This is a genomic window from [Erwinia] mediterraneensis (assembly GCF_900604315.1).
GTDB classification, from domain to species: domain Bacteria; phylum Pseudomonadota; class Gammaproteobacteria; order Enterobacterales; family Enterobacteriaceae; genus Pantoea; species Pantoea mediterraneensis_A.
Genome location: NZ_LR026978.1, coordinates 3702786 through 3721579 on the forward strand (window position 1 = coordinate 3702786; position 18794 = coordinate 3721579).

General features: G+C 56.1%; 15 protein-coding genes. 2 read left to right on the forward strand and 13 right to left on the reverse strand.

Going from position 1 to position 18794, the window contains the following annotated elements:
* The first annotated feature begins 300 nt into the window (after positions 1-300).
* Both argS and E0E17_RS17475 read left to right on the forward strand, forming a co-directional pair.
* Positions 301-2031, forward strand: a complete 1731-nt coding sequence (gene argS, locus E0E17_RS17470; protein WP_130835262.1) for an arginine--tRNA ligase — start codon at positions 301-303, stop codon at positions 2029-2031.
* 260 nt (positions 2032-2291) lie between these two features.
* Complete coding sequence (locus E0E17_RS17475; RefSeq protein ID WP_130835263.1) at positions 2292-3107, forward strand: hypothetical protein; 816 nt, start codon at positions 2292-2294, stop codon at positions 3105-3107.
* Positions 3108-3271: 164 nt separating this feature from the next.
* Here E0E17_RS17475 and flhE read toward each other — a convergent pair whose 3' ends face one another.
* From flhE to motA, 13 genes are all read right to left on the reverse strand, one after another.
* Positions 3272-3667: a flagellar protein FlhE gene (gene flhE, locus E0E17_RS17480; protein ID WP_130835264.1), complete on the reverse strand. Its 396-nt coding sequence runs from the start codon at positions 3665-3667 to the stop codon at positions 3272-3274.
* Positions 3667-5754 (reverse strand): flagellar biosynthesis protein FlhA, encoded by a 2088-nt coding sequence (gene flhA / locus E0E17_RS17485; protein ID WP_130835265.1) that lies wholly within the window; start codon positions 5752-5754, stop codon positions 3667-3669. Before flhA ends, flhE begins: the two co-directional genes overlap by 1 nt.
* Positions 5747-6898, reverse strand: coding sequence for a flagellar biosynthesis protein FlhB (flhB, locus tag E0E17_RS17490; RefSeq protein WP_130835266.1), 1152 nt, complete (start codon positions 6896-6898; stop codon positions 5747-5749). The genes flhA and flhB overlap by 8 nt, the downstream gene beginning before the upstream one ends.
* A gap of 644 nt (positions 6899-7542) precedes the next feature.
* Complete coding sequence (cheZ, locus tag E0E17_RS17495) at positions 7543-8184, reverse strand: protein phosphatase CheZ (protein WP_130835267.1); 642 nt, start codon at positions 8182-8184, stop codon at positions 7543-7545.
* 9 nt (positions 8185-8193) lie between these two features.
* Positions 8194-8583 (reverse strand): chemotaxis response regulator CheY, encoded by a 390-nt coding sequence (cheY, locus tag E0E17_RS17500; protein ID WP_021506272.1) that lies wholly within the window; start codon positions 8581-8583, stop codon positions 8194-8196.
* Between the two features lie 39 nt (positions 8584-8622).
* Complete coding sequence (locus tag E0E17_RS17505; protein ID WP_130835268.1) at positions 8623-9672, reverse strand: protein-glutamate methylesterase/protein-glutamine glutaminase; 1050 nt, start codon at positions 9670-9672, stop codon at positions 8623-8625.
* A complete protein-coding gene (cheR, locus tag E0E17_RS17510; protein ID WP_130835269.1) occupies positions 9669-10544 on the reverse strand; it encodes a protein-glutamate O-methyltransferase CheR in 876 nt (291 codons plus the stop codon). The genes E0E17_RS17505 and cheR overlap by 4 nt, the downstream gene beginning before the upstream one ends.
* 25 nt (positions 10545-10569) lie before the next feature.
* On the reverse strand, positions 10570-12177 hold the full coding sequence (locus E0E17_RS17515; protein ID WP_130835270.1) for a methyl-accepting chemotaxis protein: 1608 nt from the start codon (positions 12175-12177) through the stop codon (positions 10570-10572).
* A gap of 333 nt (positions 12178-12510) precedes the next feature.
* A complete protein-coding gene (locus E0E17_RS17520) occupies positions 12511-14187 on the reverse strand; it encodes a methyl-accepting chemotaxis protein (protein ID WP_130835271.1) in 1677 nt (558 codons plus the stop codon).
* Between the two features lie 169 nt (positions 14188-14356).
* Positions 14357-14854 (reverse strand): chemotaxis protein CheW, encoded by a 498-nt coding sequence (gene cheW / locus E0E17_RS17525; RefSeq protein WP_130835272.1) that lies wholly within the window; start codon positions 14852-14854, stop codon positions 14357-14359.
* Between the two features lie 23 nt (positions 14855-14877).
* Entirely contained in the window at positions 14878-16905 is a 2028-nt protein-coding gene (gene cheA / locus E0E17_RS17530; RefSeq protein WP_207302097.1) for a chemotaxis protein CheA, read from the reverse strand.
* Positions 16906-16915: 10 nt separating this feature from the next.
* On the reverse strand, positions 16916-17860 hold the full coding sequence (motB, locus tag E0E17_RS17535; RefSeq protein WP_130835274.1) for a flagellar motor protein MotB: 945 nt from the start codon (positions 17858-17860) through the stop codon (positions 16916-16918).
* Complete coding sequence (gene motA, locus E0E17_RS17540; protein ID WP_130835275.1) at positions 17857-18744, reverse strand: flagellar motor stator protein MotA; 888 nt, start codon at positions 18742-18744, stop codon at positions 17857-17859. Before motA ends, motB begins: the two co-directional genes overlap by 4 nt.
* Positions 18745-18794 lie beyond the last annotated feature (50 nt).

Sequence of the window (18794 nt, forward strand, 5' to 3'; positions counted from 1 at the left end):
CTTGATGGGATTCGCTATAGCACGTCACTGGAAAGTGCGTGAAGACAAAAGCGTCAAGAATCCCCGTCGTCACCTGAGACGTCGTTAGACCTGTTACGTCGCCAGGTGTTGTTTACGCCAGACAACACCGCCCTTGATTTTGCTGGTTATCAGGCTACTGACGCCCGGTAACAATTCACGTATACTTTCCCCCTTATTTTTTCTTTTTTCATCCTGCCTGTCACCTTTCCTTCCGGGCAGGATGACGACAACGGCTCGCTGTGCTGCAGATGAGCCTTTTCAGCATACTAAGGTAACTCGGTGAATATTCAGGCTCTACTTAGTGAAAAAGTCAGTCAGGCGATGATGATGGCTGGCGCACCGGCCGATTGTGAACCTCAGGTTCGTCAGTCTGCTAAAACGCAGTTTGGTGATTATCAGGCCAACGGTATTATGGCCGTAGCGAAAAAGCTGGGGCAAGCGCCGCGTCAGCTGGCAGAGCAGGTTTTACAACACCTCGATTTAACCGGCATCGCCAGTAAAGTCGACATCGCCGGACCCGGCTTTATCAATATTTTTCTTGATCCGCAATGGCTGGCACAGCAGGCTGAGCAGGCGCTGAGCTCACCCCGCCTGGGCGTTGCGCCTGTTGAGCCGCAAACCATTGTGGTGGATTACTCCGCACCGAATGTGGCGAAAGAGATGCATGTGGGCCATGTTCGCTCCACCATCATCGGGGATGCAGCGGTGCGTACACTGGAGTTTCTGGGCCATAAGGTGATTCGCGCGAACCACGTCGGGGACTGGGGCACCCAGTTCGGTATGCTTATCGCCTTCCTGGAAAAACAGCAGAACGAACACCACGAAGAGATTGCGCTGGCCGATCTGGAAGCTTTCTACCGTGAAGCAAAACGCACTTATGATGAAGATGAAGCCTTTGCTGAACGCGCGCGTAACTATGTAGTGAAACTACAGGGCGGCGACGAATATTGTCGCGCTATGTGGAAAAAGCTGGTGGATATCACCATGAGCCAGAACCAGCTGGTCTACGATCGTCTGAACGTAACCCTGTCACGCAACGATGTGATGGGTGAGAGCCTGTATAACGATATGTTGCCGGGCATCGTGGCCGACCTGAAAGCCAAAGGGCTGGCGCAGGAGAGCGAAGGCGCCACCGTGGTGTTTCTCGACGAGTTCAAAAACAAAGAAGGCGAACCCATGGGGGTTATCATCCAGAAAAAGGATGGTGGCTACCTTTACACCACAACCGATATCGCCTGCGCCAGATACCGTTATGAAACGCTGCACGCTGACCGCGTGGTTTACTACATCGATTCACGTCAGCACCAGCACCTGATGCAGGCCTGGACCATTGTGCGCAAAGCAGGCTATGTGCCGGAATCGGTACCGCTTGAACACCATGCGTTTGGCATGATGCTGGGCAAAGATGGTCGTCCGTTCAAAACCCGTAGCGGCGGCACTATCAAGCTGGCGGATCTGCTGGATGAAGCGCATGAGCGCGCGCTGACGCTGGTGAAAGAGAAGAACCCGGACATGACTCCTGCTGAGGCGCATGAGCTGGCGGAAGTGGTAGGTATCGGCGCGGTGAAATATGCCGATCTCTCGAAAAGCCGCACCACCGATTATATCTTTGACTGGGATAACATGCTGGCCTTTGAGGGTAATACCGCGCCCTATATGCAGTATGCCTATACGCGTGTGCTTTCCGTGTTCCGCAAAGCGGGTATTGATATCGATAGCCTGAGCGGCGCGATCACGCTCTCTGACGCGCGGGAAGCTGCGCTGGCAACCCGACTGATTCAGTTCGAAGAGATTATCACTCAGGTTGCGCGTGACGGTACGCCGCATGTGATGTGTGCTTACCTTTACGACCTGGCCGGGCTCTTTTCAGGCTTCTACGAGCACTGTCCGATTCTGGCAGCAGAAGATGAGGCTACCCGCCAGAGCCGCCTGAAACTGGCTGCGCTGACGGCGAAAACCCTGCGTCAGGGTCTCGATACCCTCGGTATCAAAACCATCGAACGTATGTAATCGTCTGCCCGCTCTGAGACTGTTTTATCAGCAGCGGGCAAACCCCGGCGGCAGAGAAAATGCTTTGCCGCCTCTGTTGCCCCTTTCGCTGTTTTCCCCGTGTTATACCTCGCTACAGGTTGCTCTCAGCAATAGCTGAATGCCGTCAGGATTAAAAATTACGTTTGTTAATTATTATTACAAAGGCGTTTTTTGAAAATATGATCCTGATAAGCTTTGTAAACTCGCTTCGTCAATAGTTAACAAGTGGATAGCAGGAAATGACATCATCGGTTCAATTTGTCGCAAACACACAAAACCTGTTTGCCAGTATCGGCGATAGTGACAAAAGCAAATCTAAATCTGAGGATAAATTTAATTTCATCAACGTACAAAACAACCCCTGGAAATTAAACCGGGACGGAACCCCTTTTACTGGCGTCCCGGTTAAAATTAGCTGGCCGGAAAAGATTAAAAAGGTGGTTTCGCCTTCTGCTGAAAGCGCTCACCGTACAATCGCTTTCCCCGGTGATAAGGTGGCCAGCCTGCGTGCGGCATTTGAAAATCGTGTTTCTCAAGCCCGCACACCAGCCATGACGGCTTTAATGAAAAAAGAGGCATCGCCCGGCTACTCACTTCCCCCCTGTGCTGTAGCAAAGGATGATTTTAACCCCTGTAAAATGGATGGAAACAAAAAACCTCATTATCCACCGACACCACTGAACCGATTTGGTAATTATTTCCAGGGATTCGATGCGTCCGCATACTCCAGCAATGAAGCCAAAATCAAGCTGGCGGAAAGAATGCCGAAAGTTGAATACATCCCCGATGAAGAGAGCGACGATGAAGAGCTTGAACAGCATCTGATGGATCTTGACCATTTTCTCAGTGATGTTGATAAACGTAATGCGCATTTAGCGGCTTATCAGCAGGCAGCAAAGCTGCAATATACCCAGGCTATGCAAGCTATCGAAAGAGAAGAAGAATATGCCGGAAAAAGCGGGCAGGAAACAGAGGACGCGCAGGAAAGAAACGCAGCAATAAAAAGCCTTAACCCCAATTATTATCGTATTGCTTTCGACACAGATAGCGATTAAATCGTGCCTGTAATATCCGGTATACTCTTTTCATCATAAACGTTATTTCAGGATGATAAGCGACGCACGCTTTCATCCTGAGATCGACAGGAGATAGTTTCTTGCCAGAAAATGCCTCATTGAGCCATACAGGTCGCGGGCGATTTTACGCTCCCCGCCAGACACTAATGGTAATTCACCATCACTTCGCTGCTGACCACCCGTAAGCCTGGCGGGAGATGGCCTTTCCCCATCACGCCAAACACCAGATGCAGCGTTTCATTCGCCGCCACATTCGCCAGGCCACGGGTATAGCCGCTCCCCCCCTCCAGCACGGCACAGCGCTGCGATGCGCAGAGCCGGACCTGCAAGCCGGAAGGCGCCGGACCGCTCAGCTGGTAGCGCCAGTGGATCACCCGAATGGCGCCCTGAGCATCCGCCGGGGGTTTCAGCGCGGGTGAACGCAGCCAGCTGCCACGCAGGCTCAGCGTTGGCCCACTGGCGCTGGCGTGCCAGGCCATATCCGCTGCGCCCGTAATACCGGGTAACAACAGCATTGTCAGCAGCGCTGCGCGAAACATTATTTGCCTCCGATGGTGGCAGTCATACGGATCTGACGATTATCGGTCAGTTCCATATTGGAGAGCACTACCAGCTGTGGCAGCGTACGGCGCAGGAAACGCGCCAGCAGCGCGCGCAATGGATGGTTAACCAGCAGCACCGGTGGCGCACCCAGCATCTCCTGACGCTGCAGCGCCGTCTGCGCCTGTTGCAGCAGACGATCCGCCAGCCCCGGCTCCAGACCGCCGCCGCCCTGCAACGCCTGCAGCAGCAAGCGTTCCAGCGTCGCGTCCAGACCTATTACCTGCACCTCGCCATTGCCCGGGAACCACTGTTGGGTAATCGCACGTCCCAGCGCGACGCGTACCACGCTGGTGAGCTCCTGCGGATCGTTCTGTACCGGCGCATGCTCTGCCAGAGTCTCGAGAATGGTGCGCATATCACGGATAGAGATGCGTTCCGTCAGCAGGTTCTGCAATACTTTGTGCAGTGTGGTTAAGGTGATCACGCCGGGAACCAGATCTTCCGTGAGTTTCGGCATCTCCTGGGTGACACGGTCAAGCAGCTGCTGCGCTTCCTGACGGCCAAACAGCTCGCTGGCGTACTGACCAATCAGATGATTCAGGTGCGTCGCTACCACGGTACTGGCTTCCACCACGGTAAAGCCCTGGATTTGCGCCTGCTCTTTCAACGCGCTGTCGATCCAGATCGCTGCCAGGCCAAACGCGGGGTCGACCGTCGCTTCACCCGGCAACGTACCGGCAGCCGTACCGGGGTTGATCGCCATCCAGCGGCCCGGGAAGGCATCGCCACTGCCGATCTCCACCCCTTTCATCAGAATACGGTAACGCGCGGGCGGTAACTCCAGATTGTCGCGTATGTGCACCACCGGCGGCAGAAAGCCCACCTCCTGCGCCACCTTTTTACGGATACTGCGGATACGTCCCAGCAGCTCGCCATTTTGCTGTTGATCGACCATCGGGATCAGGCGATAGCCGACTTCCATGCCCAGCGTATCTTCCAGCTGCACATCTTTCCAGGTCGCTTCCAGGTTCGCCGGGGTCTCCTGCGGCCGGGCCACGCTGCTGGCAGCGGCGGCCGGTTTCGGCGCCATTTCCCGTCCGCGCAGCCACCAGGCCAGCCCAAGCAGGGCCACAGTAAACAGCAGGAACACAAAGTTGGGCATGCCGGGCACCAGGCCCAGCAGACCCAGCACGCCTGCACTCAGCAACATCACCCGTGGGTTTTTAAACAGCTGACTGACCATCTGTTCGCCCACGTCCTGATCGGTGCTGACGCGCGTAACAATAACGCCCGCTGCGGTAGAGATTACCAGCGCCGGGATCTGCGCCACCAGACCATCACCGATGGTCAGCAGCGTATAGCTCTCTGCCGCATGGCCGACATCCATGCCATGCTGCAACACGCCCACCAGCAGGCCGCCGATCACGTTGATCACCATAATCATGATGCCCGCGATGGCATCACCACGTACGAACTTACTGGCACCGTCCATTGAGCCGTAGAAGTCCGCTTCCTGTGTTACTTCAGAACGACGCTTTTTAGCTTCATCTTCACCGATCAGGCCGGCATTGAGATCGGCGTCAATCGCCATCTGTTTACCCGGCATCCCGTCGAGCACGAAACGCGCGCCCACTTCTGCGATACGGCCGGCACCTTTGGTGATCACCATAAAGTTAATGATGACGAGGATGATAAAGACCACGATACCGATGGCAAAGTTGCCGCCCACCAGGAAGTGACCGAAGGCTTCAACCACCCGTCCCGCCGCTGCTCCGCCGGTATGCCCTTCCATCAGGATAATACGGGTAGAGGCGACGTTCAGCGCCAGGCGCAGCAAGGTGGAGAAAAGCAGAATGGTCGGGAAGGCCGCGAACTCCAGCGTGCGCTGGGTAAACATCGCCACCAGTAGCACCATCAGCGAAAGCGCGATATTAAAGGTAAACAGCAGATCGAGGATGAAGGGCGGCAGCGGCAGCACCATCATCGACAGGATCAGCAGAATGAGCACCGGACCGGCCAGCACCTGCCATTGCGTATTTTTGAAATCATTTGGTAAACGCAGTTTAGCGGCCAGATTAGCCATCGTTTCTGTTCTCTCCAGCAAAGTCCAGTTCCGCCGGTACTGGCAGAACCTGAGGTTTTTTCGGGATCAGGCCGCCTTCACGCTTCCAGCGTCGCAGCTGCCACACCCAGGCCAGCACTTCCGCCACGGCGGCATAGAGCGCGCCGGGAATATGCTGATCGATTTCAGTATGTCGGTAGAGCGCACGCGCCAGCGGCGGCGCTTCCAGAATGGGAATCCGGTGCTCTTTTGCCAGCTCACGGATTTTCAACGCCACATCACCGGCGCCTTTTGCCACCACTTTCGGGGCGCTCATTTTTTTCTCGTTATATTGCAGGGCGACGGAATAGTGCGTCGGGTTGGTGACCACCACATCCGCTTTCGGTACATTCGTCATCATGCGGCGACGGGCGGCGGCGCGCATCTGCTGGCGAATACGCCCTTTAACATGCGGATCGCCCTCCTGCTGTTTGTGCTCGTCGCGAATTTCCTGACGCGACATGCGCAATTTTTTGTAGTAGCTGTAGAGCTGCCAGAAAACGTCATAGCCGACCATAGGAATCAGGCCAATCATCACCAGCAGGCAACAGACCGCGATCATATTCAGGCCATGCGCCAGCGCACTCAGCGGCGATTCACTCATCAGGCGCAGCATTTCCGGCCAGTGTGACCAGATGTACCAGCCCGCCACGCTGCCAACCAGGACCGCTTTCAGGATCCCTTTCAGCAGTTCCGACCAGGCCTGACCGGCAATCATACGCTTCAGTCCACTCAGCGGATTGAGCTTCTTGATGTCCACTTTGATTGACTTGCCGCTGATCACAATGCCGCCCAGCAGCATCGGCGCGGCAATCGCCACCAGCACCAGACCTGCCATCAGCGGCAGCAGTGCCATAATCGCCTGACCGATAAGATTGCTGATATGCGCGATGATCAGCTTATCGTCGTTCACCATGCCGTGATCGAAGTGCAATCCTGCCGCGACCATGCTGGCTAACCGATGCGCCATGTTTTCGCCCCCCAGCCAGAGGACCATCAGGCCGGTAGCAAGCATTAGAACCGAGGTCAGCTCACGGGATCGTGGAATCTGCCCCTCTTCCCGCGCTTTTTCTAATCGGTGGGGTGTGGGCGATTCTGTTTTGTCCTCGTCGCTCTCTTCAGCCACGACAAACCTCTGCTGGCAGGAATTCTGAGTACAGGATGCCAAAGTTAGCGGTCAATGAAGCGGGGATTAACGTACGAAAAATAGAGCTTATTGGGGCTTTGCGCCGGGGCGGAAGCAGTGCGGGGTTCTTGTCCTCATCCAAAGGGAGAGAAAGTAAATTGTGCGGAACCGGGAGAAGAGAGTGGGAGAAACCGCCTGCCCTCCCCGCAGACTATCAGCGTTGAAGCAAAGCCGCTATCCCTCTGTCTCTCAGCCACGACTCAGCCGAAGAACGGCGGCTGGCCGTGCCGCGGGACCGTGGAGCGGCCTTTTCATCGCTGAGCGGAAGAAGGATTTCAGGACGTCGGCGAGAGCGACGGGCCGCGCCAGGGACGGCGCGTCCCGGGCGGTCCGGCTGAAATCCTGAAGACGCGAAGGTACCGCGCAGCGGCGATGAAGGGGGCCGCAAGCCCAGGGTCAAGGGGGCGCGGCGACTGGCGCCCCCTTGTCGGTCGCCCGCAGCAGGCGGGCTGAAACTGCCGGTTCGCTCTGGCGAACGAAACCTTCTCAACGGTCACTCCGCTGCACCGATGAACGAAACCTGCTCCGTGGTTACTCCGCCGCACCGGCGAACACAACCTTCCCCGTTCCCCGGCGCACGCCGCTTAAAAGCCTAAGCTATCCAGCAGGTCATCGACCTGATCCTGGTTCGCCACGACCCCTGGGGCCGCCGTATTAATCTGCGGGCCGTTCAGCAGGCTCTCGCCCTCTTTACGCTGCGAAGCATTCGCCTCCGGCAGATTCTCCAGCAGCACCATCAGCAGCTGACGCTCGATCTCCTGGATCACATCCATCATGCGCTTGATCACCTGACCGGTAAGGTCCTGGAAATCCTGCGCCATCATAATGTCCAGCAGCTGCTTGTTGGTGAACGAGGTGTGTTCCGGCACCGCCGTCAGATATTCGCGCGTATCCGAAACCAGCGCACGCGCATCAGCCAGCTCAATCGGGTTCTCAAACCAGGCATCCCAGCGCTCTTTCAGACCGCTGGCACCCGCTTCCAGCGCATCCTGATGCGGCTGAGCAGCCTCAACGCTGTTCAGGGCGCGATCGGCGGCCTGAGCGGTCATTTGTACTACATAATCCAGGCGATCGCGGGCATCCGGAATCGCTTCTGCCGCCTCAGCAATTGCCTGATCTAACCCCAGCTCACGTAAGCTGTCACGTAACATGCGCGTCAGTGCGCCAATACGGCCGATAATATCGTGTGCCGTGGCGTCCGCTGCTGGCTTCGGAAGTTCGCTCATCACGTCTCCTTACATACCCAGTTTTTCGAAGATTTTGCCCAACTTCTCTTCAAGGGTGGCTGCAGTAAATGGTTTAACAACGTAACCGCTGGCACCTGCCTGCGCGGCCGCAATGATGTTTTCTTTTTTCGCTTCTGCGGTCACCATCAGCACCGGCAGTTTGCCCAGCGTGGCGTCGGCGCGAATGGTTTGCAGCAGCTCAAGGCCATCCATGTTTGGCATGTTCCAGTCGGAAATGACAAAATCAAAGCCGCCTGCCCGCAGTTTGGTTAACGCGTCAACGCCATCTTCCGCCTCTTCAACGTTATTGAATCCCAGCTCTTTCAGCAGGTTACGAACAATACGACGCATCGTATTAAAGTCGTCCACCACCAAAAAACGCATGTTTTTATCAGCCATATCTACTCCTGAGTTGTCTCGCCCGGCAGGACGGGCTTGTTAAATACGCAATGCCTGTCCGGCGCTAATTTTGGCCAGCATGTGCTGGCTGATTTGTCCTAAATCCACTACTTCACTGGTCCCCCCGAGAGCAATCGCTTCTCGCGGCATACCAAAAACCACACAGGTCGCTTCGCTCTGGGCGATGGTCCAGGCGCCTGCGCGATGCATAGCAAGCATCCCGGCCGCGCCGTCGTTACCCATTCCGGTCAGAATGACCCCCACGGCGTTACGTCCGGCATGGGTTGCTACCGAATTGAACAACACATCGACCGACGGCTTATGACGATTAACCGGCGGTCCTTCATTCAGTTTCACTACATAGTTGGCCCCGCTGCGCGCCAGCTCCATATGCATGGCACCGGGAGCGATATAGGCGTGGCCCGGCAGAATACGCTCGCCATCTTCCGCCTCTTTCACGGTGATTTGACACAGCTTGTTCAACCGCTCGGCAAAGGATCGGGTAAAGCCAGGCGGCATATGCTGGGTAATCAGCAGCGCCGGGCTGGTTGCCGGCAGCGGTTGCAGCACATGGCGAATCGCTTCCGTGCCGCCGGTTGATGAGCCGATGGCTATCAGCTTTTCGCTGCTGAGCATCGGTCCCGCCTTCAGCATGATTGGCGGCGTCATGGTGACACGGGCATGCAACCTGGCGCGCGCGGCGGCGCGAATTTTATCCGCGATCATCTGGCTGTAGGCCAGCATCCCTTCGCGAATACCCAGCTGCGGCTTGGTAACAAAATCAACCGCGCCCAGCTCCAGCGCACGCAACGTCACTTCTGAACCTTTACCGGTCAGCGATGACACCATCACCACCGGCATGGGACGCAGACGCATCAGCTTCTCCAGAAAGTCGAGGCCATCCATGCGCGGCATCTCGACATCCAGCGTCAGCACCTGCGGATTGTGCTGCTTGATCAGATCGCGTGCCGCCAGAGGATCCGGTGCCGTAGCCACCATCTCCATATCGGGATGACTGTTTATGATTTCGGTCATCAGCTGCCGCATCAGCGCTGAGTCATCCACACACATTACGGTGATTTTGCTCATCGTCTTTCCTTAGTCAGTCCATAGACGGTTTGTCCCCGCAGCCAGAACTCTTTACTGATCTGACTAAAATTCTCTGAGTGACCGGCAAACAGCAGACCTCCCGGCTTTAACAGCGGAACAAAACGGCGCAGGATTTTTTCTTGCGTCTCTTTATCGAAATAGATCATCACGTTGCGACAAAAAATCGCATCAAAGGGGCCGGGGAGCGCCCAGTCGGGCGCCAGCAGATTCAGCCGGGCAAACGAGACATGCCCCGCCAAATCAGGTCGCACGCGCACCATGCCATCGTGGGGGCCGGTGCCGCGCAGAAAGAAACGCTGCAGCTGCTGCTGTGACAGCGTGCGCAACTCCTCATGGCGATAGATGCCCGCTACCGCCTTCTCCAGCACCTGGGTATCGATATCGCTGGCATGTACCTGAAACTTACCCGGACCGGTACCCAGGGTTTCCGCCAGTGTCATGGCAATAGAATAAGGTTCTTCGCCGGTCGAGGCGGCGGTGCTCCAGACGCTATAGCTGCCCGAACGCTTTTTCGCGTGTTCAGCCAGAATCGGGAAATGGTGTGCCTCGCGGAAAAACGCGGTCAGGTTGGTGGTCAGCGCATTAATAAACGCCTGCCATTCAGCGCTGTTAGGATCGTTCTCCAGCAGTGCCAGATAGCGTCCAAAATCATCAATGTTTAACGTGCGCAGGCGTCGAACCAGACGGTTGTAAACCATTTCCCGTTTGTGGTCGGCCAGCACAATCCCGGCACGTTGATAAATCAGCTGGCTGATACGACGAAAATGTGTATCCGAGAGCGGCAAACGCTGCACCATCTGCGAAAGCAGCGTTGTCGTTTCGTTTTGATCCAGTAACGTCGTTTTTTTCATCTAAAGGTCACCTGACACGTACTGATTAAGTGGTTATCGCCACATCGGTTTGCGGCAACGGCAGCGACGTATCAGCTACCGGCGCGCTGCTGGTCAGCCTGAAACGCTGGACGGTCGCGCTGAGGTTTTCCGCCTGGGTTTCCAGCGCATCAGTGGCAGCGGCGGCCTCTTCGACCAGCGCAGCGTTCTGCTGGGTGACCTGATCCATCTGGCTGACCGCCTGCGCCACCTGTTCAATCCCGCGACGCTGTTCATCGGATGCCGAGGCGATTTCGTTAATAATGTCGTTGACGCGCGTGACGGACTGCACAATCTCTTCCATGGTGCTGCCCGCGCTCGCCACCAGGCCGGAGCCCTGATCTACCCGACTGATAGAGTCTTCAATCAGAGTCTTAATCTCTTTTGCCGCCTGGGCGCTGCGCTGCGCCAGATTACGCACTTCACCCGCCACCACGGCAAAACCGCGCCCCTGCTCACCGGCACGCGCGGCTTCTACCGCGGCGTTCAGGGCGAGGATATTGGTCTGGAAGGCGATGCCGTCAATCACGCTGGTGATGTCACCAATCTTCTTCGACTGGCTGGCGATATCACTCATCGTTTCCACTACGCTGCGCGTCAGCGTGCCCCCTTTGTGCGCCGTGCTGGTCGCTTCATGCGCCAGTTGCGCCGCCTGACGGGCATTCTCCGCATTACCGGTTACCGTCGCGGTGAGCTGCTCCATGCTGGCTGCCGTCTGCGCCAGGGAAGCGGCCTGCTGTTCGGTGCGCGCAGAAAGATCGTTATTACCCGCTGCAATTTCCTGAATGCCGACCTGCATGGTCTGACTGCCGTCGCGCACCTGCGCCACGGTTTCCGCCAGCTTTTGCTGCATTTCACGCAGCCCGGCAAACAGCAGCCCTATCTCATTACGCCCCGTGACCTGAATCTCACTGTGCAGATCGCCAGAGGCGATACGCTCAAAGTGGCTGCGCACCACCGCCAGCGGCGTAAAGAGCGCGCGTTTTAACCAGAACAGCGCCAGCAGCGTGATGCCCAGCGCGATCACTACCGCAGCAATAAAAGTCAGCAATGACTGCTGATAAAACCCGTCGCTTGCCATGCGCGCATGGCCGAGGAACTCGCCGACGTGGCTGTTCCAGCGGTTATACTGCTGCAGGAAGTTGTCCTGCACTTTCTGGGTTGGCGAGTCGAGAAAATCCTGCAACTGGAAATTCTCCAGATAAACAATCAGATGCGCCAGCTCCTCGTGGTAGGCGTTGTAGCTCGTCTGAACCTCTTTGGTCAGCGTCTCGTTTTTCGCTGAAAGAGAAGGCACCGCGAGAAAGGCTTTGAAGCTCTTATCGGCACTGTCGAGATCGGCCTGCGCATTCTTCATCAGGCTGAGCACATCTTCCCGCGGCAGGCTGAGCGCCGCACGCGTGCCAGCCCGGCTCAGGGTAACGCGGGCGCTGAGCAGTGAAGCCCAGGTCTGACTCAGCGCATCGCGCTGCTGTGCCCCCTGGTCAACCTGCGACAGATTCTGGCTATCCAGACGAAAAGCGTTAAATGACAAACCGCTGCTCAGGATCTGCATCAGGCAGAACAACAGCAACACAGCCACCAGCAGGGTGGATACGCGCATACGACTCAACATCACACACTCCCCTCAGTGCCGCCTGAAAACAGCAGCCAGTCATGGTTAAAAGATTTACCAGGTCTTCAGACATCTGCGCGCGTTCTGCACGCAACGCAGCCAGCGATATTTTGACTCTGTAGACAGGTTAACGGCGCGGGTGGGAAATTCTTTACCCATATTGAATGCGGTCACTGCTTGTTTTCAGCGGCAACCCCTTCGGACCCTGACATGAACCCCACCAGCATGCATTATTTTGCCTTTGTTACTGACTGGCGAGTCGGCTCTGTTATCGGCGAAAGATAAAAAATCTTTACAGCAAACGGGTGAGTCAGACTCACCCGTTAAAGGAAATCAGAACGTTTCCCAGTTATCGTCACTGCTGTTTTTACTGTTGCTGGTGGCCAGCGCTTTTACCGCTGCCGGGGCGCTGGTCTGCGGCTTTTTCACTACCGGCGCCGCTTTGGCGACCTGCTTGCGTGGAATGCTGAATACCGATACCGCCTGGCTCAGCCTGCTTGCCTGCGCTTCCAGTGAAGCCGCGGCTGCCGCTGACTCCTCGACCAGCGCGGCGTTCTGCTGGGTAACGCGGTCCATTTCGGTCACCGCTGTGCCAACCTGATCGATACCGCGGCTCTGCTCATCAGAGGCGGAGGCGATCTCACCCATGATATCGGTCACGCGCGTAACGGCGTTCACGATATCATTCATGGTTTCCCCGGCGGTGCCCACCAGCGTAGAGCCGGTATTGACACGACTGACGGAGTCCTCAATCAGGCCCTTGATCTCTTTCGCCGCCTGGGCGCTGCGCTGCGCCAGGTTGCGCACTTCACCCGCCACCACGGCAAAACCGCGGCCCTGCTCACCGGCACGCGCCGCTTCCACGGCAGCATTCAGAGCAAGGATATTGGTCTGGAAAGCAATGCCATCGATAACGCTGATGATATCAGCGATTTTCTTCGAGCTGCCTGCAATGTCGTGCATGGTTTTCACTACCCCATCCACGACTTCGCCGCCTTTGAGGGCAGTTTCCGACGCGCTCAGCGCCAGCTGTGACGCCTGGCGGGCGTTTTCCGCATTCTGTTTCACCGTGGCGGTCAGCTGCTCCATGCTGGCTGCCGTCTGTTCCAGCGAGGCGGCCTGCTGTTCAGTGCGGGCAGAGAGATCGTTATTGCCAGCAGAAATTTCGCTGGCACCGGTAAAGATGGCGTCAGATCCGTCACGCACGTTGCTGACAGTACGTACCAGCGCCTGCTGCATCTCATGCAGGCTGGACGCCAGCTGGGTCATTTCATTACGTCCGCTCACTGTGATGGTTTGCGTCAGATCGCCCTGGGCGATACGCTGAATATGACCGATATTGGTGTTAAGCGGGTTGAGCAGCACCTTACGCAGGCCCATCCAGCAGAGCGCAATCACCAGCACGACGGCCACCAGAACGCTGCCAAAGACCCATTGCATGCGGGCAAAAAGCGTTTCGCTCTGCGCGAAGGCATTTGTCGCCAGGCGATCCTGATCGGCGCGCCACTCCCTGTAGAGCGCTTTAAACGCATCCTGATTCGGCGCAACCGGCAGCTGGTCGGCCAGCGCCAGATCGCCCGCCTGCAGGGCATCATGCATCTGCCCCAACACAGCCGCATAGGCGTTATAGCCTGCTTTGAAACTTTGAATCAGTTTCTCTTCCTGTCCCGGCGTGTCAGGCAGAGCCAGATAACGCTGATAGCTCTCTGCGGCATTTTTCTGGAAAGCCTGGCTTTGCTTAAACAGACCGGCAATATCCGGCTCGCTGTTGGTCAGCTTGCTTTTCGCAATGCGCAGCTGAATGCGGGTCAGTACCACGCGGGTCTGGTTGAGGCTCATATAAGCGTCGGTCATCTCAGCAATATTCTTGCTGGCAAGACGGGAGACAGTGAAGCTCTGCTTATCACTATTCAGCGCTGTAAAAAAGACGCTGCCAGACATGACCTGTAACAGGCCAAACATCAGTAAAACCAGCAGCAGGCTGGTCACCACCCGAACTTTAGTCAACATAAGGAACCCTGAAAGAAGAAGTAAGGAAGAAGCGAGGGGATTATCGGCGCAGCAGGATAAAAATTTAGGCAGGCGGACGAAATACTTGCTTTTACGCTCTGATTTTATTACTTTTTATTAACATAAACTAGTCACGGATCGCATCTGTCGCGATCCGTGACTATTACGCTTATGCGCTGCGCAGAGAATCCATCAGCGCCATCTCTTCGCTGCTCAGCAGTTTCTCAATATCTACCAGAATCAGCATACGATCACCCAGCGCACCCAGGCCGGTGAGATATTCGGTCGACATGGTAACTGCGAACTCCGGCGCCGGACGGATCTGATCCTGGGTCAGTGACAGCACATCAGAAACGCCGTCCACCACAATACCCACGACACGCTGTAACAGATTCAGCACGATCACTACAGTGTTGTCATTGTAATCCACATCAGGCTGGGCAAATTTTATGCGCAGATCGATGATCGGCACGATGACGCCACGCAGGTTGGTTACACCTTTAATAAAAGAGGGCGTGTTAGCGATACGCGTGACCTGATCGTAACCGCGGATCTCCTGTACTTTAAGAATATCGATACCGTACTCTTCATCACCCAGTGTGAATACCAGGAACTCTTGGCCCACGGTTTCACCAGCGAGTTTCGTAACGGTTGCCATTCCAGTCATTGTTTTTACCCTTTCGTTATCAGTTACGCTGCGGCCCCGGCCACACGTTTTTCACGGTTTAGCGATTGCAGTGCAGAGACATCGACAATCAGCGCTACGCTGCCATCGCCAAGGATGGTGGCGGCTGAAATACCCGGCACTTTACGGTAGTTGCTTTCCAGATTTTTCACGACGACCTGGTGTTGGCCAATCAGCTGATCCACCAGCAGCGCATAGCGCTTACCGGCACTCTGCAGAATGACCACAATGCCCTGCGTGGCTTCAGTTTTCGCGCCCTGCACGTCAAAGACGTTCCACAGTTCGACCAGCGGCAGATATTCGCCGCGTACTTCCAGCACACATTCGCCGCCAGCCAGCGGTTTTAACTCTTCGGCGCGCGGCTGGAGCGACTCCATTACTGCATTCAGCGGCAGGATAAAGACTTCGTCCGCGACCCGTACTGACATGCCGTCGAGAATAGCCAGCGTCAGCGGCAGCAGGATGCGAATGGTGGTGCCTTTGCCCTGCTTCGAGGCGATCTCGACGTGGCCGCCCATTTCCTGGATGTTACGTTTCACTACATCCATACCGACGCCGCGTCCGGAGACATCCGTCACCTGCTCCGCCGTAGAGAAGCCCGGGGCGAAGATCAGCATGCCTACTTCTTCGTCGCTCATATTCTCGCTGACCGGCAGGCCGGAAGAGAGCGCTTTCGCCAGGATACGTTCGCGATTCAGGCCTGCGCCATCATCGCTGACTTCGATACAGATGTTGCCGCCCTGATGTTCCGCAGACAGCGTCAGGTTGCCGGTCGCCACTTTGCCTGCAGCCAGGCGTTTTTCCGGCGATTCAATCCCGTGATCCAGGCTGTTACGCACCAGGTGGGTTAACGGATCGATAATGCGTTCAATCAGGCTCTTATCCAGTTCCGTGGAGCTGCCCAACAGGGTCAGTTCCACTTCTTTACCGAGCTTGCTGGCCAGATCGCGCACCAGACGCGGGAAGCGACTGAAGACATATTCCATCGGCATCATACGGATGGACATCACCGATTCCTGCAGATCGCGCGCGTTACGCTCCAGCTGCCCCATGCTGTTCAGCAGATCGCCGTGCACCACCGGATCGAGCGCGCCAGAACGCTGCGCCAGCATCGACTGGGTGATCACCAGCTCGCCTACCAGGTTAATCAGCTGGTCAACTTTCTCTACCGCCACGCGGATACTGCTTGACTCGTTGCTTTTGGCTGGCGCCGCGGCACGCTTGACTTCGCGCTTCACGGCCGGGGTGATATCGGTCACGGTGGCGCTCTGTGCTGCCGGCTCTGTGCTCGCCGCTTCAGCGGGGGCCGCGGCGGCGGCAGGCGCTGCGGGCGCTGCGTCAATGGCAGGCGCAGGTGCGGCTTCACTGGCATCGGGGAAGCGAATCTGCGCTTCCTCGATGACAAAGCAGAGTACCGCGACGATATCCTCTTTGCTGACACCTTCGATCCTGGCTTCCAGCGCATTTGGGCCTTTCTGCACGCCGCTGAGCTGGCCCAGATTGCCCAACTCTTCCAGCATCAGATCAACCTCTTTTTCTTTCAGATCGACCAGCTGGATACGTAAGCCTTTACCGGCTTCCGCAACGGGCACCGGCGCGCTGACGGCGGCCGGTGCGGAAACCGCCGGTGCGTCAACAGGTAAGCCTTTGGCTTCTAAAGCCAGCTGCCGCAGGGCCTCGCAGATATAGTTAAAGTTTTCTGCGTTCGGCTCTTGCGCAGTTTTATAAGCATCGAGCTGTTCCTGCATAATATCTTTGGTTTCCAAAAACAGGTTGATGATGTCGGTGCTGAGCTGCATCTCGCCGCGGCGAGCACCATCCAGAATGTTCTCCAGGATATGGGTTGTTTCCTGTAAGACGGTAAAGCCGAAAGTCCCCGCCCCGCCCTTAATGGAATGGGCGGCGCGGAAAATGGCATTAAGCTGTTCGGCATCGGGCTCCTGGGGATCCAGTCCCAACAGGTGTTGCTCCATGTCCGCTAACAGCTCATCGGCCTCGTCAAAAAACGTCTGGTAAAAATCGCTGATGTCCATGCTCACGGGATCACCTCTGCTGTGAGGAGTGGTCGTTGGTCACTGCGCTATCCCCTGGTGGGGTGGGTGCAGTAATTTGTTGAATCGTCGCCGGTTCGACAACCTGTACGGCGTCATTCTCGGCATTCTCTTTTTTAATGGCCTCTTCGGTGTCATGATTCAGCACCAACAGGCTAATACGACGGTTAACCGCGTCATTACCGCCACGGTTTTTCAACTTCATGGTGTCGGCCATGCCAACCACACGCAGTATCTTGTTGCCCTCCAGCCCACCGATTACCAGCTCACGCCGTGAGGCGTTGGCACGATCGGCTGACAGCTCCCAGTTGCTGTAGCCGCGATCGCCACCTGCATACTGAAAATCATCGGTATGGCCCGCCAGGCTGATTCTGTTAGGAATGTTATTCAGAATCGGCGCAATGGCGCGCAGGATATCGCGCATATAAGGCTCGACCTCGGCGCTACCGGTTTTGAACATCGGGCGGTTCTGGCTGTCGATAATCTGAATACGCAGCCCCTCTTCCACCATGTTAATAATCAGGTGCGGGCGCAGCGTTTTCAGGCGCGGATCGGATTCAATCAGCTGGTCCAGATTCTCGCGCAAACGGTTCAGACGAATATCGTCCAGCTGACGCTGGGGATCATGCATCTCAATCGCTTTATTCACTTCTCCCTTTTTCTGCGTGGGGTCGTCACCGCCCCCCGGAATCGGGCTGTCGCTGTCGCTGCTGCGCGCGCCGCCGGTCAGCGCAACCTTAAGCGGCGTTTTAAAGTAATCGGCAATCTGCACCAGTTCCTGAGGGTTAGCGACGGAAATCAGCCACATCACCATAAAAAACGCCATCATGGCCGTCATAAAGTCGGCATAGGCGATTTTCCACGAGCCGTGACCGCCCTCATGCTTTTTCACCTTGCGCCGCTTGACCAGCACAATGGGCCGATTATCGTGCTTCATGCATTCCCATCCGAAGTTTGCTTAGCCGGATTTTTGGCGTTACGTACATGCTCTTCCAGTTCTGTGAAGGATGGGCGTTCACTGGAATAAAGGGTCTTACGACCAAACTCGACGGCGATCTGCGGCGCATAGCCATTCAGACTGGAGAGCAGCGTGACTTTGATGCACTGCATCATCTTGGTCGATTCGGCGCATTTCTGACGCAGCACCGAAGCCAGCGGAGAGACAAAGCCGTACGAAAGCAAAATACCAAGGAAAGTCCCCACCATCGCATGGGCGATGAGTTCACCCAGTTCAGCCGCCGGACGATCCGCCGACGCCAGCGCGTGCACCACGCCCATTACCGCCGCGACAATACCGAAAGCGGGTAACGCGTCACCTACCGCCGCTAAACTTTGCGCTGGTACTTCGCACTCATGTTCGTAAGTCTCGATCTCTTCATCCATCAACGCTTCAATTTCAAAAGCGTTCATATTTCCGCTGATCATCAGACGCAGATAGTCAGTAATAAAATCGACCAGCTTTATATCGGCAAGAATACGCGGGTAATTAGCGAAAATTTCACTTTCGTTAGGCTCTTCGATATCGCGTTCAAGGGATAACATCCCTTGCTGACGCGATTTGGCCATCAGGCGATAGAGCAGCGCCATTAAATCCATGTAAACCGCTTTATTATATTTTGAACCGCGCATCAGCAGCGGCAGCGCTTTTAAGGTCTTTTTAATGGCTTTACCATTATTTCCCACCAAAAAGGCACCGACTCCCGCCCCGCCAATGATCAATAATTCCGATGGCTGGTAAAGCGCCCCCATGTGGCCGCCAACCATCATATAGCCGCCCAACACGGAACCAACGACTATGATATAACCTAATATAATCAGCACACTAAATCCTTACGTCCGTAACGTGTGGGTGGAAGTTAAGCCAGAAGCCG